At 73.2% G+C, this 23570-nt stretch carries 13 protein-coding genes; 2 read left to right on the top strand and 11 right to left on the bottom strand.

From position 1 onward, the window contains the following. Positions 1-108: 108 nt before the first annotated feature. The 6 genes from ACFVS6_RS30035 to ACFVS6_RS30060 all read right to left on the bottom strand — a co-directional run bounded on the left by ACFVS6_RS30035 (position 109) and on the right by ACFVS6_RS30060 (position 7910). Positions 109-843 (bottom strand): DUF1775 domain-containing protein, encoded by a 735-nt coding sequence (locus ACFVS6_RS30035; RefSeq protein ID WP_389708726.1) that lies wholly within the window; start codon positions 841-843, stop codon positions 109-111. A gap of 957 nt (positions 844-1800) precedes the next feature. Next, positions 1801-2517: a potassium-transporting ATPase subunit C gene (locus ACFVS6_RS30040; protein ID WP_389708728.1), complete on the bottom strand. Its 717-nt coding sequence runs from the start codon at positions 2515-2517 to the stop codon at positions 1801-1803. Positions 2518-2523: 6 nt separating this feature from the next. After that, positions 2524-4623 carry a potassium-transporting ATPase subunit KdpB gene (kdpB, locus tag ACFVS6_RS30045; RefSeq protein ID WP_389708730.1) on the bottom strand — a complete coding sequence of 700 codons (2100 nt, stop codon included), beginning with the start codon at positions 4621-4623 and terminating at the stop codon, positions 2524-2526. Then, on the bottom strand, positions 4620-6284 hold the full coding sequence (kdpA, locus tag ACFVS6_RS30050; RefSeq protein WP_389708732.1) for a potassium-transporting ATPase subunit KdpA: 1665 nt from the start codon (positions 6282-6284) through the stop codon (positions 4620-4622). Before kdpA ends, kdpB begins: the two co-directional genes overlap by 4 nt. Positions 6285-6291: 7 nt before the next feature. Continuing rightward, positions 6292-6381, bottom strand: coding sequence for a K(+)-transporting ATPase subunit F (kdpF, locus tag ACFVS6_RS30055; protein ID WP_037860493.1), 90 nt, complete (start codon positions 6379-6381; stop codon positions 6292-6294). Between the two features lie 299 nt (positions 6382-6680). After that, positions 6681-7910 (bottom strand): serine hydrolase domain-containing protein, encoded by a 1230-nt coding sequence (locus tag ACFVS6_RS30060; protein WP_389708734.1) that lies wholly within the window; start codon positions 7908-7910, stop codon positions 6681-6683. 198 nt (positions 7911-8108) lie between these two features. Here ACFVS6_RS30060 and ACFVS6_RS30065 point away from each other — a divergent pair, with 198 nt between their 5' ends. After that, positions 8109-8885: a MerR family transcriptional regulator gene (locus tag ACFVS6_RS30065; RefSeq protein WP_389708736.1), complete on the top strand. Its 777-nt coding sequence runs from the start codon at positions 8109-8111 to the stop codon at positions 8883-8885. A 57-nt stretch (positions 8886-8942) separates the two neighbouring features. On the opposite strand, the gene lysA is transcribed toward ACFVS6_RS30065, so the two are convergent. Both lysA and ACFVS6_RS30075 read right to left on the bottom strand, forming a co-directional pair. Further along, complete coding sequence (lysA, locus tag ACFVS6_RS30070) at positions 8943-10283, bottom strand: diaminopimelate decarboxylase (RefSeq protein WP_389708738.1); 1341 nt, start codon at positions 10281-10283, stop codon at positions 8943-8945. A 13-nt stretch (positions 10284-10296) separates the two neighbouring features. Then, entirely contained in the window at positions 10297-10659 is a 363-nt protein-coding gene (locus ACFVS6_RS30075) for an SAV_915 family protein (protein ID WP_389708740.1), read from the bottom strand. 262 nt (positions 10660-10921) lie between these two features. On the opposite strand from ACFVS6_RS30075, the gene ACFVS6_RS30080 reads away from it, so the two are divergent. After that, positions 10922-11473 (top strand): universal stress protein, encoded by a 552-nt coding sequence (locus ACFVS6_RS30080; protein WP_389708742.1) that lies wholly within the window; start codon positions 10922-10924, stop codon positions 11471-11473. 6 nt (positions 11474-11479) lie between these two features. On the opposite strand, the gene ACFVS6_RS30085 is transcribed toward ACFVS6_RS30080, so the two are convergent. The 3 genes from ACFVS6_RS30085 to ACFVS6_RS30095 form a co-directional block, all read right to left on the bottom strand. Beyond that, on the bottom strand, positions 11480-14539 hold the full coding sequence (locus ACFVS6_RS30085) for an AMP-binding protein (protein WP_389708744.1): 3060 nt from the start codon (positions 14537-14539) through the stop codon (positions 11480-11482). Positions 14540-14604: 65 nt separating this feature from the next. Next, a complete protein-coding gene (locus ACFVS6_RS30090) occupies positions 14605-17886 on the bottom strand; it encodes an amino acid adenylation domain-containing protein (RefSeq protein WP_389708746.1) in 3282 nt (1093 codons plus the stop codon). Next, positions 17883-23561, bottom strand: coding sequence for an amino acid adenylation domain-containing protein (locus tag ACFVS6_RS30095; protein WP_389708748.1), 5679 nt, complete (start codon positions 23559-23561; stop codon positions 17883-17885). The genes ACFVS6_RS30090 and ACFVS6_RS30095 overlap by 4 nt, the downstream gene beginning before the upstream one ends. Positions 23562-23570 lie beyond the last annotated feature (9 nt).

The raw sequence follows: 23570 nt of genomic DNA on the forward strand, positions 1-23570 counted from the left end.
CCGCGCGCCACCCCTCACTCCTCACGCCGCCCCGGCGCCGCCCGGCGGCCCGGGCGCGGGGGGCCGGGCGCGCGGCGCGCCCGGCGGCCCCGCCCCCGACCGTGCCGGTCAGGCCCCGCTGCGGCTACGGCGCATCCACCAGAAGGTGCCGGCGCCGACGAGCACGAGCGCGGCCGCGACCACGCCGACCACGGTCCCGGTACTGCTGCCCGCCTCCTCCGCGCCCGTGGCCCGCCCGCTCGGGGACGCGACGGGAGCCGACGGGGCGGTCGCCGACGGCTGGGGCGACGGCGGGGCGCTCGGGGTCGGCGACGCCGAGGGGCTCGGGGCGATCGGCTTGGCTCCGGGGGCAGCCGCCTTCAACTCCAGTACGGGAGCGGGGTTGTCGACCTTCTCGCCGTTGCCGGGCACCTCGATCCAGCGGGAGATCTTTCCGTCGCCGTACGTCTCCAGGGTCTTGAAGGCCAGGGACTTCGCATCGGGCAGTTGGCGGACGGTGATGCTGTACTCGGCGTCGGTGCCGGTGGCCAGAGCCGGGCCACCGATCGCGTACCCGTCCGGGGTGGCGGTCAACTTCCAGTCCTTGGGCGCCTCCTTGAGCGTCACGGCGTCCGGAGCGATGCCCGTCGGGAGCACGACGCGCAACTCCGCGATGCCCGCGGTGTCGGACTCGGCCTCGGATTCGAAGGTCAGCGTGACGTTCTCGGCGAGCGCGCGCGGGTCGGAGGCGGTGACCCCGGCGTGGGCGGCGGCCGGTCCGGCAGCCAGACCCAGGAGCACCAGGGCGCCGACAGCCCCGAGGGCGGGACGGTGGAGCCGGCGGCGGGTGTGTGACCTGTTCATGATGGAGGAACCCTCTCGGTACGCGGGACGGGCCTCGCCTTGCAGGTGAGGAGCCCGCCAGGATCAGGGGAACGTCTCCTGCACCTCCGGCAGGAGGCCCCCGACGCACCACCGCGTGACCGAGCATCGTCGTCACCGTCGGCCGTACGGAGGGCCCGTCGAGCGCGACGAGCACGGTCCGCGGGCAGAGCCGGACACCTGGCCGTCGGCAGACGTCGAAAGCCGCGACGGCAGCCGCGACCGCCCCCTGCGCCCAGCGACCCAACGTCCCCGGCAGCCGGCTCAGTGCCCGGTCGGCGCGGTGCATGAGCAGCGCCATCACGCACGCGGCAACGCAGTGGGCCGCGGTCATGGCCCACACCGCCTGCCGCGCCGCACGTCCCGCTTCCGGCACGCCGGTGTGCGCCTCGGCGTGTTGGTGGGCCCCTCCGTGCCCCGCGGACAGCGCCCGGTGCACCAGGAGTTGGGCCAGGCCGGTCGCCGCGAGCACGTGCGGCCCGGGTCGGGCCGGTCGGGCCGCGAGCGACGACAGGGCGAAGAGGACGACGGCCCCGACCGCGAGCCCCGGCCGGGACACCGGCTCCCCCGAGGCCAGGTGATGGCCCACGACTGCCAACGCCGTGCTGATCAGGGTGAACGCGGCAGCTCGCAGCGCCCGTCCGCCCTGCCACGCAGACCGCGGACGCGAGCGCGTCCGTGCACGGGCTCCGGCCATATCGGGGTCATCATCCACCGCACCCCGTGGCGTCGGACCCCAACTGTCAATTGCGGAGCACATTTTCCGGATTCCGAGTGCTCGGGCCCGATCGTCCCGCGGCCTTCCGCTGCTACGGCGTACGGGGCGGTGGCCGCCGGGGCCGTGCCGTGGGCGCGGTGGCGGTCGAGGAGAACGCGGCGGGCCGGCCGGACGCGGAGGCACCGCGCCCGACCGGCCCGTGACCCCGGGGCGGGGCGACGTCAGCCCTGCGTGAGGGCCTTGAGCGCGGTGTTGAGTTCGAGGACGTTCACCCGGGGTTCGCCCATGAAGCCGAGGGTGCGGCCCTCGGTGTGTTCGGCGACGAGCTTCTCGACCCGCTCGACGTCGAGCTTGTTCCGTTCGGCGACGCGGTGGACCTGGAGCTCGGCGTAGGCGGGGGAGATGTGCGGGTCGAGGCCCGAGCCGGAGGAGGTGACGGCGTCGGCCGGCACGTCCCCGGGCTCGATCTTGTAGGAGGTCGTGGAGTTGTCCGCGATCACGGCGTCCTTGGCGGCGACGACCTGGGCACACAGGGTGCCCTCCTCCGCGCCCGCCGTGCAGAGACCGCCCACGGCGCCGTTGTCCGCCGACCGGTTGGTGGCACCCGAGAGGATCAGCGAGTACTGGGTGTTGACGCTGTTGGAGCCCAGCCCGTTGGAAGGGCGCGGCTGGAACCACTTGAGGTCCGGCTTCACGGCCTCCTCGGCGTCGTCGGGGTTCTGCTTGGGCAGGTCGTAGCTCTGCCCGATGAGGGAGGAGCCGACGACGGCGCCGCTCCTGTCCTTGATCTCGGAGCCGTTGGCCTTGTCGTCGAACAGGGCCTGGGCGATCCCGGTGACGGCCAGCGGGTAGAGGACGCCGCACAGGACCGTCAGGACGAGCAGGGCCCTCAGGCCCGCGCCGATCAGGCGCGCGGTGTTGCCCACAGAGTTGTTCATCGCAGATCAGCCGATTCCGGGGATGAGGGAGATGAGGAGGTCGATGATTTTGATGCCGATGAACGGGGCGATCAGACCGCCCACCCCGTACAGGCCGAGGTTGCGACGGAGCATCCTGTCGGCGCTGGTGGGCCGGTACCGCACGCCCTTGAGGGCGAGCGGGACCAGGGCGACGATGATCAGCGCGTTGAAGATGACGGCGGACAGGATCGCCGACTCGGGTGAGTGCAGGCCCATGACGTTGAGCTTGTCGAGGCCCGGGTAGGCGACGGCGAACATGGCCGGGATGATCGCGAAGTACTTGGCGACGTCGTTGGCGATGGAGAACGTGGTCAGCGCGCCTCGTGTGATCAGCAACTGCTTGCCGATCTCGACGATCTCGATGAGCTTGGTGGGGTTGGAGTCCAGGTCCACCATGTTCCCGGCCTCCTTGGCGGCCGAGGTGCCGGTGTTCATCGCGACGCCGACGTCGGCCTGGGCGAGGGCCGGGGCGTCGTTGGTGCCGTCTCCGGTCATCGCGACGAGTTTGCCGCCCGCCTGTTCCCGCTTGATGAGGGCCATCTTGTCCTCGGGCGTGGCCTCGGCGAGGAAGTCGTCCACGCCCGCCTCCTCCGCGATGGCCTTCGCGGTCAGCGGGTTGTCGCCGGTGATCATGACGGTTTTGATGCCCATGCGGCGCAGCTCGTCGAAGCGTTCGCGCATGCCCTCCTTGACGACGTCCTTGAGGTGGATGACGCCGAGGACGCGGGCGCCCTTCTCGTCCTCCACCGCCACCAGGAGCGGGGTGCCACCGGCCTCGGAGATGCGGTTGGCGAGGAGGTCGGCGTCGTCGGAGACCCGACCGCCGCGCTCCTTCACCCAGGCGATGACGGAGCCGGCGGCGCCCTTGCGGGTCTTCCTGCCGTCCACGTCGACACCGGACATGCGGGTCTGGGCGGTGAAGGCGATCCACTCGGCGCCGGCGAGTTCGCCCTGGTGGCGCTCGCGCAGGCGGTACTTCTCCTTCGCCAGGACCACGATCGAGCGGCCCTCGGGCGTCTCGTCCGCGAGGGAGGACAGCTGTGCGGCGTCGGCGAGTTCCGCCTCGGTGGTGCCCTTGACGGGTACGAACTCGGACGCCTGCCGGTTGCCCAGGGTGATCGTGCCGGTCTTGTCGAGGAGCAGGGTCGACACGTCGCCCGCGGCCTCGACCGCGCGGCCCGACATGGCGAGGACGTTGCGCTGGACGAGGCGGTCCATGCCCGCGATGCCGATCGCGGAGAGCAGCGCGCCGATCGTCGTCGGGATGAGGCAGACCAGGAGGGCGGTGAGGACGATCATCGACTGCTCGGCGCCCGCGTGGATCGCGAACGGCTGGAGGGTGACGACCGCGAGCAGGAAGACGATGGTGAGGGACGCCAGCAGGATGTTGAGGGCGATCTCGTTGGGCGTCTTCTGCCGGGCCGCGCCCTCGACCAGGGCGATCATCCGGTCGATGAAGGTCTCGCCGGGCTTCGTCGTGATCTTGACGACGATCCGGTCGGACAGCACCTTGGTGCCACCGGTGACGGCCGAGCGGTCGCCGCCCGACTCCCGGATGACGGGAGCGGACTCTCCGGTGATGGCCGACTCGTCGACGGAGGCGACGCCCTCGACGACGTCACCGTCGCCGGGGATGATGTCGCCGGCCTCGCACACGACCAGGTCACCGATGCGGAGCTCCGTGCCGGGGACCTGGTCCTCCGCCGAACCGTCGAGGCGGCGGGCGACGGTGTCGGTCTTGGCCTTGCGCAGGGTGTCGGCCTGGGCCTTGCCGCGGCCCTCGGCGACGGCTTCCGCGAGGTTGGCGAAGATCGTGGTCAGCCACAGCCAGACGGTGATCGCCCAGCCGAACCAGTCCGTCGGGTCCTTGATCGCGAGGGCGGTCGTGACGACCGAGCCGATCAGGACCACGAACATGACGGGAGACTTGATCATGATCCGGGGGTCGAGCTTGCGCACCGCGTCCGGGAAGGACTTCAGGAGCGCCTTGGGATCGAACAATCCCCCGCCGACGCGGCCCGTCGTGGGCCCGTGGCCGGTGGGGATGTCCTCGTGCGGAGCACGGGTGGGGGTGATGGTGCTCATGAGGCGAGCCCTTCGGCGAGCGGCCCCAGCGCGAGGGCGGGGAAGTAGGTGAGTCCGGTGATGATGAGGATCGTGCCGACGAGCAGGCCCGCGTAGAGCGGCTTGTCGGTGCGCAGGGTGCCCGCGGTCTCGGGGACGGGCTTCTGCTCGGCGAGCGAGCCGGCCAGTGCGAGGACGAACACCATGGGCAGGAAGCGGCCCAGCAGCATGGCGATGCCGATGGTGCTGTTGAACCACTGGGTGTCGGCGTTCAGGCCGGCGAAGGCGGAGCCGTTGTTGTTGGCGCCCGAGGTGTAGGCGTAGAGGATCTCGGAGAAGCCGTGGGCGCCGGCGTTCGTCATCGAGTTGCCCGGGGTGGGCAGTGCCATCGCCGCCGCGGTGAAGCCGAGGACCAGGGCGGGGGTGATCAGGATGTAGCAGGCGGCGAGCTTGATCTCGCGGGTGCCGATCTTCTTGCCCAGGTACTCGGGGGTGCGGCCGACCATCAGGCCGGCGATGAACACGGCGATGATCGCCATGATCAGCATGCCGTAGAGGCCCGAGCCGACACCGCCGGGCGCGATCTCGCCGAGTTGCATGCCCAGCATGGTGATGCCGCCGCCGAGGCCCGTGTACGAGGAGTGGAAGGAGTTGACCGCGCCGGTCGAGGTCAGTGTCGTGGCGACGGCGAAGATCGAGGAGCCGCCGATCCCGAAGCGGGTCTCCTTGCCCTCCATCGCCCCGCCGGCGGCCTGGAGCGCCGGGCCGTGGTGGGCGAACTCGGTCCACATCATCAGGGCGGTGAACGCGATCCAGATGATGCCCATGGTGGCGAGGATCGCGTAGCCCTGGCGCAGGTTGCCGACCATCCGGCCGAAGGTGCGGGTCATCGCGAAGGGGATGAGCAGGATCAGGAAGATCTCGAACAGGTTCGAGAACGGGGTGGGGTTCTCGAAGGGGTGGGCGGAGTTGGCGTTGAAGTAGCCGCCGCCGTTCGTGCCCAGTTCCTTGATGACCTCCTGGGAGGCGACCGCGCCGCCGTTCCACTGCTGGGTCCCGCCCATGAACCGGCCGACCTCGTGAATGCCCGCGAAGTTCTGGATGACCCCGCAGGCGACCAGGACGATCGCGCCGATCACGGAGATCGGCAGCAGGATGCGGACGGTGCCGCGCACCAGGTCGGACCAGAAGTTGCCGAGCTCACCCGTACGCGACCGGGAGAATCCCCGGACGAGGGCCACTGCGACGGCCATGCCGACGGCGGCGGAGACGAAGTTCTGCACCGCGAGGCCGCCGGTTTGTACGACGTGGCCCATGGCCTGCTCGCCGTAGTACGACTGCCAGTTGGTGTTGGCCACGAAGGAGGCGGCGGTGTTGAAGGCCTGGTCGGGGTCGATCGACACGAAGCCGAGCGAGCCGGGCAGGCTGCCTTGCAGGCGCTGGAGTCCGTAGAGGAACAGGACGCTCACCGCGGAGAAGGCGAGGACGGCGCGCAGGTAGGCGGGCCAGCGCATTTCGGCGTTCGGGTTGGCTCCGATCGCCTTGTAGATCCACTTCTCCGGTTTCCAGTGCTTCTCGGAGGAGTAGACGCGGGCCATGTGGTCGCCCAGCGGACGGTAGGCCAGCGCGAGCGCGGCTATCAGCGCGAGCAGCTGGAGCACACCAGCGGTTACGGGGCTCATGTCGTGCTCAGAACCTCTCCGGGTACACGAGGGCGAGGACGAGGTATCCGAGCAGGGAGACGGCCACGACGAGGCCGACGACGTTCTCGACGGTCACAGCTTGGTCACCCCCCGGGCGATGAGAGCCACCAGCGCGAATACCGCGACCGTGGTGACGACGAAGGCCAGATCGGCCATCGCGAGCTCCTGAGTGAAGTGGGAAAGGACGAATCAGCCAGTTGGCTGATGACGACATAACCGCGTCCCGATCCGGGTGTTAAGCCACTTTGACGTGCTCCATACGGGCACCCGGGAACCCTTAACGCCGCCCTGATGCTCGTGCCGCGCGCAGCACCTCCTCACGGCCTCCGGAACGGCTCCCATCTGCGCGTATGTGGCGCGCGGAGCACGGCGCCGTCAGTCGGCGACGGCTTGGTGGACGGTGGTCCAGAAGTCGTGGATGAGCCGGGGCGAATCGAGCGTGGACATCCCGACCTGGGTGAGCAGGATCGCGGTGAGCCCACTGCCGGGATCGGCGTGGACGGTGGTGCCGGTGCCGCCGTCCCAGCCGAACTGGCCGATGGGCGCGTGGCCGCTGCGGTGGGTGCGTACGGCCATTCCGAAGCCCCAGCCGCCGTGCAACCCCTGTCCGGCCGTGAGGTGGGCGATGCTCCGGTACATGGTGTCCCGGGCGGACCCCTGCTCGGGCGTGAGCCGGTTGGTGGTCATCAGCTCGACGGCGGCCCGGGACAGGATGCGCTCGCCGTCGTGCACACCGTGGTTCAGCAGCATCCGGAAGTAGGCGTGGTAGTCGTCGACGGTGGAGACCAGCCCGCCGCCCGCGCCCTGGAACGCCGGGGGCCGGCCGGCCCTTCCGCCCTCCGCCTCGTCCCAGACGAGGAACTCCCCGCTCTGCGGATCGGGCCCGTACAGGGGCGGCAGCCGGTCGATCCTGTCGGCGGGCACGTGGAAGGCGGTGTCCCTCATCCCCAGCGGATCGAGGACGCGTTCGCGCAGGAACGATTCCAACGACCGGCCCGCGACCCTGGCGACCAGCACACCGAGCACCTCGCTGCTGAGGTCGTACTGCCACCGTTCGCCGGGCTGGTACGACAGCGGCAGTTCGCCGAGGCGGCGCATCCACTCGTCCGGGTCGGGTGCCGGCCCGGACGCCACGCTGTAGTCGAGACGCTCGAAGGTCGCGGCCCTGATCGGGGAGGCCATCAACCCGAAATCCACTCCGAGCCCGAACGTGGAGGTCAGCAAGTCCCTCACGGTGATCGGCCGCCGGGCCGGCACGGTGTCCTCCAGCGGGCCGTCGGGCCGCGTCAGCACCCGCCGGTCGGCGAGCTCCGGCAACCACGGGTCCACCGGGTCGTCCAACCGCAGCCTGCACTCGTCGAGCAGGACCATCGCCGCCGCCGTCGTGACCGGCTTGGACGTGGACGCCATCCGGAAGATCGTGTCCTGGCGCATCGGAGGGCCACCGTCGTGACGCATCGTCCCCATCGCTTCGACGTGCGTCCGGTCGCCGCGGCTCACCAGGGCGACGAGTCCGGGAATCCTCTTGGACCCGACATGTCGTGCCAGCACCTCGTGCAGCCTGCCCAGGCCCGCTTCGCAGAGCCCGCCGCTGTTCGTACCCATCATGAATCCCCTCGTCCACCGTGCTCGATCCGGCGGCAGGCCCGGTGCGGCCGCCCGGCCCCTTCCAGGCGGCCGTGCGACGACGATGGACCCTGACCCAAGGTCAAGGTCAACACCCTTCGTGAACAAGGACGGACGGCCACCGCTACCCTCGCCCTGTGATCGTTCCCCACCCGTACCCCGAGACGAGCTGAGCCGATGGCGAACGGGCTCACGATCGGTCGGGCGGCGGCGTTCGTCGGCGTCACGATCAAAACGGTGCGGCACTACCACCGGCTCGGTCTGCTCGCCGAGCCGGCACGGGACGGCTCCGGCTACCGGCGCTACGGTTCGGCCGACCTGCTGCGGATGGTCCAGGTCCGGACCCTGGCCGGGGCCGGTGTGCCACTGGCCGAGATCGGTGGCCTGCTCGACGCCGGGCCCGAGCGGTTCGCCGCCGCCCTGGACGACGTCCACCGTCGGCTCACCGAACGGATCGAGGACCTGACCGAACGCCGCGACACGCTGCACCGACTCGCCCAGGGCGACCGGGCCCTGCTGCCCGACCGGGCCTGCCGGGTCCTGGACCGGCTCGCCGAACTCGGCTTCGGCCCCGACTACGTGGCCGGTCAGCGCGAGGCCCTGGTACTGGCACGGGCGCTGGTTCCGGAGATCTTCGAAAGCTTCCTGACCCGACTCGAAGGCTCGCTCGCCGATCCCGAGTCCGTCGAACCGACCCGCCGCGCCTGGGCCGCGAGGTCCTGGCATCCGGACGACCCCCGGATCGAGGAACTGGCCTCCACGCTCGCCGACCAACTACTGGCCGACCGAACCCTGTTGGAGATGCCGACCGGCTTTCGCAGGACGTCCGACGCCGCCTCCCGGTACGGAGTGGTCAACCACCACCGGGAGGACGGGTCGCCGTCCATCGCCCGCCTGAACGCCCTGGTCGAGGCGAAGCTCCGCGAGGCCGGCATCGACGTCCCGCACCGGTGACGGCCGCGCGGCGCACGTCGAGGGTTCGCGGGTCGGGCGAGACCTTCAGAACACGGCCTAGCAGCCGATGTCCCGGCTCCGGAAGTCGTCCAGCGTCTCGCGCCTGAGCAGGATCCGGGCCGCGCCCTCGTGGACGGCGATCACCGGGGGCCGCCCGACCATGTTGTATCCGGAGGCCATGGACAGCTGGTAGGCGCCCGCCACGGGGACGGCGAGCAGGTCCCCGGGGTGGACGTCCCCCGGCAGCTCGACGTCGGAGGCGAGGACGTCACCGGCCTCGCAGTGGCGCCCGACGACGGTGGCCCGGCACGGCGCGGCCGCGGAGCGCCGGCCGACGAGCAGCGGGGCGTACCGCACCCCGTACAGGGCGGGCCGGGGGTTGTCGCTCATGCCGCCGTCCACGGCGACGAAGACGGCCTTGCCGGTGCGCTTGACGGCCAGCACCCGGTACAGCGCCACACCTGCCGGCCCGGACACCGCACGCCCCGGCTCGATGGCGAGCCGCGGCACGGGCAGTCCGGCCGCGGCGCAGCCCTCCACCAACTCGGTTCGGAGCTCCCGGGCGAGCGCGGTGAGGTCGAGGGCGGCCTCACCGGGCCGGTACGCGACGCCGTGGCCGCCGCCCATGTCCAGCTCGGACAGGACCGGGCCGTGCTCGTCACGGATGCGGGCCATCAGCTCCACCATGCGGCGCAGCGCCACGAGATAAGGCTCCACGGTGGTGATCTGGGAGCCGATGTGGCAGTGCAGGCCCGTGAGTTCGAGCTGGGGCTGGCCCAGGATCCTGGCAACGGCGTGCTGCGCCGAGCCGTCGGTGGGGGAGAGGCCGAACTTCTGGTCGTCCGTACCGGTGCGGATCTTCTCGTGACCGCCGGCCGAGACGCCCGGCACGACGCGCACCATCACCTTCTGGTGCCCGCCGGTGCCGACGGCGGCCGCGATCCGCGCTATCTCGGACGGGCTGTCGATCACGATCCGCCCCGCCCCGAGCCGCAGCGCGGTGGCGATGTCCCGGGGGGACTTGGCGTTGCCGTGCAGCACGATCCGCTCCGGTGGGAAGCCCGCTGTCACGGCGAGTTCCAATTCCCCGGCCGAGCAGACGTCCAGGCCCAGGCCCTCCTCCCGGACCCAGCGCACCATCGCGCGGGAGAGGAACGCCTTGGCCGCGTACAGGACATCGGCCTCGGGGAATGCGTCGCGGTAGGTGCGGCAGCGGGTCCGGACCTCACCCTCGTCCAGGACGTACACGGGGGTGTCGAACCGCTCGGCCAGGTCCGCCAGCGACACTCCGCCGACGGACAGACCGCCGTGCGGGAGCCGGGTCGTGGACGCGGGCCATATCGAGAGGTCGTCGTGGCCCGGAGAGGGCGCGACCTCGGGGAGGGCGGCGATCGTCATGGTGCGATTCCCTTCAGGCGTTCCGGGCCGCGGTCTCGGGCGCCTGCCGAACCGGGGCGCCGACCGGTCCGGGACCCGTCGCCGCGGCGACCGCGGGGGCGGTGAGGGTCGGATCGACCGTCAGCGACGACGCCCCGAGCGGTCCGGCCAGCGCGCGGAGGGCGGACTCGGACAGCCGGATCCAGGGCTGCTCCGGTCCGAGGGTGGCGGCCAGCCGCTCCGCCGTGGTGAAGCCGACGGCGGTACGGGCACCCAACGGGGTGCGGAACAGGCGTACCACCGCGCGGCCGGGCCCCGGCCGGGCCGGGACGAACAGGGGCCCGGCCGGGACCCGTTCCTCGGGCTCGGGGTCGTCGTCGTACTGGAACAAACACATGGGGCCCTCCCGGAGGAACCACGAGTGACGGATGGGGCCCCGGATGCGGGGAGGCAGCCGGGGCGCGACACCGAAGCTATCCCCGTGACCGCACCCCCGCGGGCACCCCATGACGGGACCTTGACGGCGACGGCCCGACTCCATACGCCTCACTGACAGCGGGGACCCTGTGCCGTCAGGAACACGTCATGAGTTCCGGCAGGCGCGTCAGGAGGGCGTCAGTGGGCCGCCGCACACGCCGCCCCGGCCCTTTCATGGTGCCGTGGGAACACGTACGGACCACCGGGAGAGGAACAAGGGCGTGCGCAGGATCGTGGTGGGCGTGAGCGGAACCCCGGGCAGCCTGTCCGCATTGCACCGGGCCGTCGCGGAAGCCCGGGTGCGGGAGGCCGAACTGTGGGTCGTCATGGCCTGGCAGGCTCCCGGAGGCGCACTCGCGAGCCGCAGCGCCTGCGACGTCCCGGCCCTGACCGACTGCCGCGCCGCCGTCGTGGAACGGCTGCGCGAGGTGCTCGACGGCGCCTTCGGCGCCACGAAGCCCGGCGTCACCCTCGCCGGCCTCACCGTGCGGGCCACGCCCGGCGCGGCCCTCGTGGACACCGCCCGCGGCCCCGAAGACCTCCTGGTGGTGGGCAGCGGCTCCCGCAACGCGCTGCGCCGCCTCGTCCGCCCCTCGGTGGCGCGCTACTGCCTCGCCCACGCCGCCTGCCCCGTCCTGACCGTCCCGCCGTCACCGCTCCAGGCCGACCTCGACGAGGTGCAGCGCCGCAACTTCTGGCGGATGTCCCTGGACGCGCGGGAACTCGCCCCCTGAGCGACGTCACCCACAGGCGGCGGTCAGCGCGGCGGTGAACTCCCCGGCCAGTTCGGCGATCACCGGCAGGTCGAAGGCCAGCGCGTTGTACTGGAGCCAGCACCGCATGCCGCCGTCAGGCTGCTCGACCACGGTCAGCTCGGGCACGCCCCGGTCGCCGCCCGGCAGCGGCCACGGCACGGTGCTCCCGCGCGGCAACTCCCAGGGCTCGCAGGCCAGGCCGGGCAGCTGGGCGGGCGCGGCCCAGGCCTCGTAGCGGAGCCAGGCCGCGAAGGGCACGGACGGACTGAACTCGGCGAACGGGTGGAGCTGGTGGTCCAGGGCCTCGCTGTGGACCACTCTCAGCCGGTCCAGCAGTTCGGCGAAACCCGGCCCCCCGCTCGCGTCCACCCGCAGCAGCAACGACTGCACGAAGCAGCCGACCGTCCGCTCGGCGTCCGGACGCGGGCGACCGGGCACCGGGGTCATCACCACCAGGTCGGGCGTACCGCCGCGGCGCGCCAGCAGGCCGGTCCAGGCCGCGGTGACGGCCAGGAAGGGCGTGGCGCCCAGCTCGGCCGCCCGGGCCCGCAGGGCCTCGGCCAACGGCGCCGGCACCTCGAACTCGTGCGCCTTGGTGAGCACCTCGTCCACCGACCGACGGCCCGCGAACCGCTCGACGGCCTCCGGCGCTCCGGCCAGCGCGGCCCCGAAGTGGGCCCGGGAGGCCGGCCAGTGCGCGTTGGCCCAGTCCACCAACTCCGCGTAGCCCGGGCCCGAGCGTGCCGGTGGGGCGGAGCGGCCGCGCCGCAGTGCGGAGTACAGCACCCCGAGGTCGGCCAGCAGCACTCCCACCGACCAACCGTCGGCGACCATGTGGTGCATCGCGACCAGTACCACGTGGTCGGTCTCCGACCTGCTGACCACCAGCAGGCGTGCCATCGGGTCACGGGCCAGGTCGGTGAGCCGGTCGCGTTCGGCCAGCAGCAGGGCGTCCACCTCCGCGTCGGAGGCCCCGGGGGCCCGGGTCAGCGTGATCCGTACCCGGGGCTCCTCGTCCAGTACCGTCCGCACGACGCCCTCGCCCACCGCCTCGAACCGGGTCCGCAGCGCCGGATGGCGTCGGACCGCCTCGGTGAGCGCCAGGCCGAGGGTCTCCGGTTCCAGCCGATCGGCCACCTTGAACAGGGCCGTCACCGCTCCTGCGTCCCGCCCGGGCGCCTCGGCCATCCAGCGGAAGAAGTTCTCCTGCTGGGAGGTGAGGGCCACGGCGTGCGGCTGCGCACGGAGCGCTGCCAGGTAGGGCGTCACGGTCCCCGTCCCGGCGGGCGCCGCGCCCGCCACGGGGCGCCGCCGGTCGGGGTGGTCCACCCAGGCCGCCTGAGAGCGCAGCGAGGGACGTTCGAAGATCACGGCGGTGCCCGCGCGGACCCCGAACTCCTCACTGATGGCGGTGGCGAGCTGGACCGCCCGGAAGGAGTCGCCGCCGAGCGCGAAGAACTCGGCGGCCACATCGGTGACCGGTCGGCCCAGCAGCCGCCGCCAGAGCCCGGCAAGCCGCAGTTCCGTCGGGCCGGTGGGGGCGAGCACAGGAGCGGTGGACTCCACGGGTGCGTCGAACAGCGGGCGGAGCAGGTGCTTGACCACCTTTCCGCTCGGGTTCCTGGGCAGGTCCTCGACGAGCAGGATCCGGACCGGCAGTTCGGGCCGGCCCAACCGGGAGCTCAGGAACAGCCGGAGCCCGTCGAGGTCCGGACCCCCGGGCCCGGCCACCACGACCGCCACCGGGACGGCGCCCATCACGGGGTGCGGCAGGCCGAGCACGGCGGCGTCGGCGACCGCGGGGTGTTCGTGCAGTGCCTCCTCGATCCGCAGCGTCGAGACCTTCAGCGCCCCGCTCTTGATGACGTCGCTCTCCCGGTCGACCAGGTACAGGTAGCCGTCCGGGTCGAGGCGACCGACATCGCCCATCCGCACCCAGCCGTCCCGGAACACCCGGTCGCCCCGTCCGTCGCCGCCCAGGTAGGCGCGCGGGGGTCCGGGCTGGCGCAGCCAGACCTCGCCGACCTGCCCGGCGGGCAACGGCAGTCCGTCCGCGCCGAGGATCCGCAGGTCAGCGGGGTCCGCCGGGCGGCCCAGCGAGCCGGGGCGGCGGGTGTCGACCACGGTGGAGATCTGCGCGGGCGAGGCCTCGGCGGAGGTGTACGTGTTGACCAGCGTCGCACCCGGCAGCGCCGCGGCCAGCGCGGCGGCCACCGGCACGGGCAGTGCGGCGGCGGAGGAGTTGACCAGGCGCAGGCTGCTCAGGTCGTAGCGCCCGGCGGTGCCCGCGTTGACCAACTCGATGGCCATCGAGGGCACGAGGAAGGCGGTGCCGATCCCGAACTCCTCGACCGCGGCCCCGAACGCGTCCGCGTCGAAGCGCGGAAGGCTGAGCGTGGTGGGCGCGGCCGTCAGCGCGCCCAGCAACATCACCTGGCCCGCGTTGGTCCCGATCGGGAAGGCGTGCAGGGCGTGCCGGGAGTGCGCGTAGGCGCGGCGGCGGGGGTGGGTGGACAGGCCGGCGGTCAGGTTGCCGTGCGCGGCGAGCACGCCCTTGGGCGCGCCGGTGGTGCCGGAGGTGCCGATCACCTGGGCCGGGTCGGCCGGGCCGACCCGGTGCGGCGGGCCGGCCGGCGGCTCGGGGTGCGCCGCCAGCAGGACGTCCAGACGCAGGTCCGCCGGTCCCGGGAGGGCGGTCCGCCCGCCCTCCCGCAGGACCGTGCCAGCTTCGGCCAGCGCGGCCAGGGCGGCGGCATCGACCTCGGAGAGGTCCTCGCGGACCGGGACGGGCACCCCGCCCGCGTACTGGACGGCGAGGAATCCGACGGCGTACCGGTCCCAGCGCGCGTTGGAGAACCGCAGCACCACCCGGTCTCCCGGCCCGACCCCGGCCGCGGCCAGTGCGACCGCGACCCGAAGCGCCTCCTCGCGCCAACGGCGGTAGGTGAGTTGCCCGCCGCCGACGACCCGCAGCGCGACGTGGTCAGGGTGCTCGGTGGCCCGCGCGTCGAGGAGCTCCGGGACGGTCGTCGCGGCGGGCGGCACGGTGATGGCGATGGCGTTCTCCGATGTGGTGCGGTGGGTGAGGGTACGGGGTGGGGCGGGTGGGGTCAGGTGAGCCGGTCGACGGCCTCCTCCTCGCTGAGGGCGTCGATCTCCGCGATCAGCAGGGCCTCGATCCGGGCCGCCAGGGCCGCCGGTGTCGGGCTCTCGAAGACGTCGCGGATCGACACGTCGAGGCCGACGCCCGCCCGGATCCGGGCGGCGACCCGGGTGACCAGGAGCGAGTCCCCGCCGAGGGCGAGGAAGTCGTCCAGTACGCCGACCCTCGGCAGGCCGAGCACCTCCTGCCACAGGTCGACCACCAGGGCCTCGGCGTCGGTGCGGGGTGCCAGGTATCCGGCGGCGGCCCCCGCCGGGTCCGGATCGGGCAGGGTCGCGGTGTCGAGCTTGCCGTTGGCGGTGAGCGGGAGCGTGTCGAGCAGCACCACGGCCTCCGGCACCATGAAGGCCGGCAGCCGCAGAGCCAGGTGCTCGCGCAGTTCACCCGCCCCCGGCGCGGCCCCGGACCGCTGCCCGTCGGTCGGTCGCAGGACGGCGTAGGCGATCAGCCGGCGCCCGTCGCGGACCAGCACGGCCGCCCGGCCGACGCCCGGATGGGCGGTGAGGGCCGCCTCGATCTCGGCGGGCTCGATCCGGTACCCGCGGATCTTCACCTGGTCGTCGGCGCGGCCGAGGAACTCCAACTGCCCGTCGGCGCGCCACCGGGCGCGGTCGCCGGTGCGGTACATCCGACCGTCCGGGGCGTCGGCGAACGGATCCGGGAGGAAGGCCCGCGCGGTCAGCTCGGGCCGGGCCGCGTAGCCGCGCGCGAGGCCGCTGCCGCCGATGTACAGCTCGCCCTCGGAGCCGGCGGGCAGCAGGCCGCCGCGCTCGTCCAGGACGTAGAGCCGCACCCCCGGCAGCGGACGGCCGAGCGGCGGGCGCCGATCGACGGCGGGCCCGCGGCCGGCGCCGGCCCGTCCGCCGGCGAGGTCGCCCGCGGTGACGATGACGGTGGCCTCGGTCGGGCCGTAGGTGTTGACCAGCCGGACGGTGTCGCCGTGCCGCTCCCGCCACTGGGCGAGGGTGACGGAGCGAGCCTCGGAACCGCCCAGGACCACCAGGCGCAGCGCGGGCGGCCACGGGGTCCGCTCTCCGAGGGACACCAGTTCCTGCCAGTACTCGGTCGGCAGGTCGAGGACGGTCACGGACCGCCCGGCCTCGGTGCGCAGCAGGTCGGGCAGCATCCGGCCGCCGCCGGGCAGCAGGACGACGCAGGCGCCCGCGGTGAGGGCCGGCCAGATCTCCTCGGCATGGGTGTCGAAGCCGATGGAGGCGAACTGGACGATCCGGTCGCCCGGCCGGAGCCCGTACCCCTGGGGCCCGGCCATCCACCGCACGCGCTCGGCCAGGGCGGCGTGCTCGACGGCGACGCCCTTGGGCGCGCCGGTGGAGCCCGAGGTGTACAGGACGTACGCGAGGCCGCCCGGGTCGGTCCCCGGCGGCGCGGCCCGCGTGGGCTCCGCGCTCACGGACTCGACGCCGGTGGCCCCGGACCCGGTGCCCGGATCGGCCACGACCAGCACCGGGACCCCCAGGTCCGGACGCTCGCCCCGGGTGAGCAGCAGGGCGGCGTCCGCCTCGCCGAGCATCAGCCGCCGGCGCTCGGCCGGGTGCGCGGGGTCGAGCGGCAGGTAGCCGGCGCCCGCCTTCCAGATCGCCAGCAGGGCGGTGACCAGTTCGAAGGACGGCTCGATCCGCACGCCCACCACGCGGCCCGCCACCGGGCCCAGCCGACGGGCCAACTCCTCCGATGCCCGGTCGAGTTCCGCGTAGGTACGGACGTCGCCCGCACACTCGACGGCCGGCGCGTCGGGACGGGCGGCCACCTGGTCGGCGAAGCGCCGCAGGATCGGCTGCGCGTCCTCGGTTGCGACCGGCCCCGCGCCGAGGACGAGCAGCGCGGCCCGCTCCTCGCCCGTCAGCAGCCAGTCACCGTGCAGCGGGACCTCCACGTCCACGACGGCCCGGGCGAGCAGGTCGCGGATCCGGCCCGCCAGGGCCTCGACCGTGGCACGCTCGAAGAGCTCCCGGTCGAAGCAGAACGACAGCGTCATCCCGCCGTCCGGGGTCCGCCAACTGTCCAGCAGCAGATCGGTCTTGGCCCGGTCGAAGCCCGAGTCCATGCTCGTCGTCCGGACGTTCGCGGGCAGCGCGGTCAGCTCGTCCGCGCCGGCCGGGTCGTACTGGCTCTGGTGGACGAACACCGCCTGGTGCAGCGGGCCGACACCGGGCAGTACGGGAAGCCCCAGTTCGGCGGCCACCCGTTCGACCGGGACGTCCTGATGGTTCAGCGCGGCCATCGTGGCAGAACGCACCCGACGCAGCACGGTGCGGAAGTCGGGCTCCCCGGTGAGGTCCGCACGGATCACCCCGGTACGGGAGAAGTAGCCCAGCAGGGCCTCGTGGGCGGTCTCGTTGCGGCCGGCCAGGGGGGTGCCGACGGCGAAGTCGAGGCTGCCGCACCAGCGGGCCAACACGCACTGATAGGCGGCGAGCAGCACCATGAACGGGGTGCAGCGCTGCTCGCGGGCCAGGGAGTCGAGCCGGGAGACGAGGTCGCGGCCGAGGGCGAGGTCGGCGAAGCCGGCCGGGTGGGTGGGTTCGGCCGGCCTGGGGCGGTCCAGCGGCATCCGCAGGGCCCCGATGCCCGCCAGTCGCCCGCTCCAGTACCGGACCGCCTCCTCGGCGGCGCCGCCGTCCAGCCTCGCCCGCTCGGCGAGCGCGAAGTCCGCGAACCGCGTCTTCAGCTCGGGCAGTTCGGACGACCCCTCGCCGATCTCCTCGCGGTACAGCGCGAGCAGTTCGCGCCACAGCACGGTGAACGACCAGCCGTCGGAGACGATGTGGTGGACCACCACGCTCAGGGCGTGCTCGTGCTCCCCGGCGCTGACCAGGACGGCCCGCAGCGGCGGTTGTCCGCCCAGGTCGAAGGGGGCGTTGACGTGGGGGGCGCAGGCCGCGGTGAAGGACTCCTCCGCGGCGTCGGGTATCGCGATCAGGGTGAGCTCGACGTCCCGTACGGGCTCGACGAGTTGGACGGGCTGCTCGCCGTCCAGGGCGAAGCGGGTGCGCAGCACGTCGTGGCGCGCGGTGAGCCGGGTGAGCGCCGCTCCCAGGGCCCGCGGGTCGATCGGGCCGCTCCAGCGACGGTTCAGGTACATGTTGAACCCGGAGTCCCGCGGATCCAGTTGCTGGAGGAACCAGAGGCGGCGCTGCTCGTCGGTCAGCGGATACCGGGCGGCCGGGGCCGAGGTGGGAGTGGTGGCGGTCGCGGTGGGGAATGTCATGCGCTCATCTCGCTTTTCGCACGGGCCCGCAGGGTCTCCAGGCCGATCAGGTCGTCGGACTCGGCGTCCGGGACTTCCCGGTCGAAGCGGGCCAGGACGGGAATGCAGAGGCTGATCAGGACCAGTACGGCCATGGCGAGGCCGAACACCAGGTAGAGCAGGCCGATGCCGCGCCCGTCACCGGTACCGATCAGCGCGCCGACGGTGGAGGCCAGCGCGCCGCCCTCGTCCATCAACGGTTGGAGCAGCTCGGGGCCGGCCGGCGCGACCAGGGCGAAGCCGATCGGCAGGGTGGACCAGGCGACCATGGTGTTCACCGCGATCACCCGGCCGTGGAAGCGCATCGGCACCTTGGTCTGGACGACCGTCGCGTAGATGCCGTTGAGCAGCGCCAGCCCGTAGGTCATGCCGAACGCGCCGACGGCGACCACGGTCACCGAGGGCCGCAGCCCGGTGACGACGCAGGCGGCGGCGAGGCCGAGGGTGGCCAGCAGGACTCCGCGCAGGCGCATCCTGCGCGGGCCGCCCCAGACCAGCAGGGTGAGGCCGCCGAGGACGGCGCCCATCCCGGCCGCGGTGGACACCCAGCCGGCCGCCGCCGTCGAGGAGAAGGAGAGCACCAGCGGGGTGACGAGCAGGAAGAGCGGGGAGAGGAAGACGTTCAGGGCGGCGAACCAGAACAGCATGGCCCTGAAGTGGCGGTTGCCGAGGGCCCGTCGGAAACCCGCCCGGATCTCGGCGGCGACGCTCTCGCGGCGGGTGGCGGCCATCGCGTCGGGGAAGCGCACCGCCAGGGTGACGCCGGTGGCGATCAGGTAGCTGACGACGTCGAAGACCAGGATGCCGCCGAGCCCGATCACGTGCAGGATGCCGACCGCGATCAGCGGAACGAGGAACTGGGCCAGACCGAAGGCCATCTGGACCACTCCGTTGGCGCGGCCCAGGAAGCGCTTGGGCACCAGCTGCGGCACCGCGGAGCCCCAGGCGACGCGCTGGAAGGCGAGCGCGGCGGAAAGCAGCGAGATCATCACGTAGCAGTGCCAGGTCTCCAGCGAACCGCTGAGGTGGAGCACCAGCAACGCCGCCTGGGTCAGCCCGGCCGCGACGTCGCCCCACAGCATCACCCTGCGGCGGTCGCCGCGGTCGACGATGGCGCCGGCCAACGGGGCGACCACGATCCCGGGCACCAGGCCGAAGGCGGCGAGCAGGCCGAGCTGGAACAGCGAGCCGGTTTGCAGGTACACCCAGATCGGCAGGGCGAACTCGGTGAGCGCCGAGCCGATCATCGAGAGCTGCTGGCCGGTGGCGACGGCCAGGAAGCGGCCCATCGTCGGGCGGACGGGGCCGTGCCCGCGGCCCTTGCGGGCCTTCCCCGGCGTCCCGGCCCGCCCCGATCCCTCCGGCCGTGCGCTCTCCGTTCCGGGGTCCGGCCCGAAGCCCGGTTCCGTCCCGGCGGCGTCGCGGGACAGGCCGGCCAACCACCAGGTGGCGTCGACGGTGCGCCCGTGGCGCGCCTCCTCACCGGCGGCGATCGAACGGTGCACCCCGGTCAGGATGTCGGCCAGCTCCGCCGCGCGGTACTTGAGGTAGAAGTGCCCGGCCTCGTCCAGGACCACCACGGCGGCGGTCCCGGTGATCCGGTGCCACTCGCGGAACCGTTCCTCGTAGAACTCGGTCGCCGGGTCGCGGTCGCCGCAGACGGCGATCACCGGGGCCGTGATGCGGCCTCCGTCGGTCTCGTACAGCTCGCCGAAGTAGCGCTCGGCGCCCTTGGTGCCGACCCGGCGGTTGTGCACGATCAGCCGCAGCTGCTCCTCGTCGACCTCGTCCACGTCCAGGCCCGCCGCGGCCAGGGCGTTGATCATGCCCTGGTCGCTGCGCAGCCGGGCGGACAGCTCGGCGAAGCGCTCGGCCAGCGCGGCGCCGCGGCCCTTCGGGCGGGCGAACGGGAAGATGCCCCCGAGGTGGACGGCGTCGATCTTGCGGCCGGCGGCCTCCACCCGGCGGGCGATCTCCACGGTCAACCGGACACCGACCCCGCAGTGCCCGTAGAGCACCAGCCGTCCGGGGACGTGGGCGACGATCTCCTCGGCGCAGAGCCGGGCGACCTCGTCGATGTCCAGCGCCTCCTCGCCCAGCTCGTGGCCCGGAACGGCGATGGAATGCAGCGCCCAGTCCGCCGGCATGGCGTCGGCGAGCGGCTTGTAGATCAGCGCGCTGCCGCCGCCGTACGGGGCGCAGACCACACTGGCGGCCGGTTCGCGGCGTCCGGGGGTGAGCAGGTGCAGCAACCGGCGCGGACCGCGGTCGGCCTCGGGGGTCGCCACCAGCTCGGCGAGCCGACGGACCGTCGGGTGCTTGAACAGGTCCATCACGCCGACCGGGGTGGCCAGATCGGGGAAGGCCCGGCGCATCCGGGCGACCACCTGGGTGGCGAGCAGGGAATGGCCGCCGAGCTCGAAGAAGTCGTCCAGGGCGCCGACCCGGGGGAGGTCCAGCAGGTCCGCCCACATGGCGGCGATCACCTCTTCGGTGCCGCCCTCCGGTTCGACGTGGGCGCCGGTGGCCGGGCCCTCCGCGGGCGCGGGCAACGCCTTGCGGTCGACCTTGCCGTGGGGGAGCAGCGGCAGCCGGTCCAGCACCACCCAACGGGCCGGAACCATGTAGTCCGGCAGGACCTCGCCCAGGGCGGCGCGCAGTTCGCCGGCGGTCGGCGGTGTGCCGCCGGCGGGGCGCTCCAGGTAGCCGACGAGGGTCTGCTTGACGCCCTCGCCGCGGGCCAGGACCACCGCCTGGGTGATGCCGGGCAGGGCGGTCAGCGCGGCCTCGATCTCGCCGGGCTCGACCCGGTGACCGCGGACCTTGATCTGGTCGTCGGCCCGGCCGAGGTAGTCCAGGGAGCCGTCGGCGCGCCAGCGCGCGAGGTCGCCGGTGCGGTACATGCGCGGGCCGCCGGTCCACGGGGCGCCCGGGTCGGTGCCGGACGGGCCGGTGTCGCCGGGGCCGGTGTCGCCCGGTTCGGTGTGGCCCGGTTCGGTCGCGGACGACCGCGAACCGTCCGGGTCGGCGTACGGATCGTGCAGGAACCGTTCCGCGGTCAGGTCCGGCCGTCCGAGGTAGCCCCTCGCCAGCCTGTCCCCGCCCACGTACAACTCCCCGGTGACGCCCTGGGGAACGGGCCTGCGGGCCTCGTCCAACACGTAGCAGCGCCCGCCGGCCAGCGGCCTGCCGATCGGGGTGTTGCCCGGCGCGCCCACGCCGTCGGCGGTGACCTCGTGGACGGTGATCCCCACCGTCGCCTCGGTCGGCCCGTAGTGGTTGAACACCGCGCACCTGCCCAGTGCGGCGATGCCCGCCGCCCAGGACCAGCCGGAGGCCTCGCCACCGAGGACCAGCGCACGGCGCGGCAACAGCTGCTCGACGGGCGCGTCGGCGGTCAGCGCCGCCAGGTGGGAGGGCGTCATCTTCAGGTAGTCGATGCCGGCCCGCGCGATCTCCGCCGCCAGCTCCACGCCCGCGATCCGGCGCGGCAGCAGGTGTACCCGGCCACCGGTCGTGAGGGCCAGGTAGAGCATGGTGATGCTGAAGTCGAAGGAGAGGGACTGCAGCAGGCCGAAGGACGAGCCGGGTTCGATCCGCAGCCGCTCGCCCGCCCCCGCCAGGTAGTTGAGGACCTGGCGGTGCTGCACGGCGACGCCCTTGGGGGTACCGGTGGAGCCCGAGGTGTAGATCACGTACGCCAGGTGGTCGGGGCCGGAGACCTCCTCCAGCGGAGCCCCGTCGTCCTCGGTCGCATCGCCCCCCGCGTCGGCCGGCAGGTCGATCGCCGGGTGGTCACCGAACCTCGGTCGCAGCACGCTGTCGGTGATCAGCACCTTGGCCCCGGCGTCGGCGACCAGGTGGGCGAGCCGGGCGGGGGGCTGTTCGGGGTCGAGCGGAAGGTAGCCCCCGCCCGCCTTGAGGACGGCCACCAGGGCGACGGCCAGCTCGGCCGACTGCTCCAGGCAGACGGCCACCCGGTCGTCCGCGCCCACGCCCAGTTCCCGCAGCCGCCGGGCCATGGCGTTGGCACGCCGGTCGAGGTCGCCGTACGTCAGGGTGCGGCCCTCGAAGACCAGCGCCGGCGCCCCGGGCGTCCGGGCCGCCGCACGGGCCAGCGCCCCGGTGAGCGTGGCGGGACCGCCCTCGGGCAGCGCGGGGCCGACGGCCCAGGTCTCCAGCACGGCCGTCCGCTCGACCTCGTCGAGCATCGGGAGTCGGTCGACCGCCAGCGAGGGGTCGGCGACGCCGGCCGCGGTCAGCAACCGGAACCGCTCGGCGAGGCGCTCGACGGTGCCCGCGTCGAACAGGTCGGTCCGGTAGGTGAACAGGCCGTAGAGGCCGCCGTCCGCTTCCTCGCGCATGTAGAGGGCGAGGTCGGCGTGGGTGGTGGTGGCCTCGTAGCCGAAGCCCTCGGAGTCGCGGCCCGCGGTGGGGGCGGAGGCCGGGTCGCCGTAGTTCTGGAAGGCGAAGGTGGTCTGGAAGACGGCGGCGCGGCTGACGTCGCGTTCCACCGCGAGATCGTTGACCATCTGCTCGAACGGGACCTCCTGGTGCGCGTACGCGTCGAGCGTGGTTCCACGGACCCGGCTGATGAGCTGACCGAAGTCGAGGTCGGCGGACAGCCGGGCGCGGATCGGCAGCATGTTCACGAACGCGCCGACGACGCCTTCGAGTTCGTGGTGGAGACGGCCGGCGACGGCGGAGCCGACGGCGAAGTCCCGCCGGCCGGCGTGTCGGCCCAGCGTGGCCTGGAACGCGGCCATCAACACCATGTACGTGGAGGCGCCGTAGGCCCGCGCCACCTCACCCACCCGCCGGGAGAGGTCGGCGCTCCAGCGGAACTCGACCGCTGCCCCGTCGAAGGTGAACACCGGCGGACGGGGCCGGTCGGAGGGCAGCTCCAGGGCCGGTACGCCGTCGAGCTCGGTGCGCCAGTACTCGCGCGAGGCGGCGAGTCCACCGTTCTCCAGACGGTCCCGCTGCCAGTGCGCGTAGTCCCCGAACTGAACCGGAAGGGATGGGAGTTCGCCGGGGGCTCCGTGCGCGTGGTGGGCGTGGAGGACGTCGAGCTCGCGGTTGAGGACGTCGATCGACCAGCCGTCGCAGATGATGTGGTGCATCACCAGGGCGAGTACGTGATCGTCCTCGGCGATCCGGACGACGAGGGCGCGCAGCAGCGGGCCGACCTGGAGGTCGAAGGGTTCGGCGATAAGCGCGCCGAGCTCGGTGGCGGCGCGCGCCCGCGGGTCCGGGTCCGTGCCGACGTCCAGGTACCGGGCGGCGAACGGCGCGGGCTCGGCGATCCGGACCTCGGCGGTGCCGGCATCCGTGGTGCGGAAGGTCATCCGCAGGCTCTCGTGCCGGGCGACCAGATCGGTCAGCGCGGCGTCCAGCGCGGCGCGGTCGAAGGGCCCGCGGAACCGGCGGGCCGGCGCGAGCGTGTAGGCCGTCGAGCCGGGAGCGAGCTGGTCCATGAACCAGAGCCGCTCCTGGCCGCTGGACAGGGGCGGCGCGGTGTCGGCGGGGCGGGGCTCCACCACCCTGGCGGGAGCCGCGGCGCCGCGCAGCCGCCGGCTGAGCAGGGCACGCTTGGCTGCGGACCAGTCGGTGGGCAGGTCCTGGGTATCCGTCATCGGGTTCCT

The sequence above is a fragment of the Streptomyces sp. NPDC057939 genome (assembly GCF_042887545.1).
In the GTDB taxonomy this organism is placed as follows: domain Bacteria; phylum Actinomycetota; class Actinomycetes; order Streptomycetales; family Streptomycetaceae; genus Streptomyces.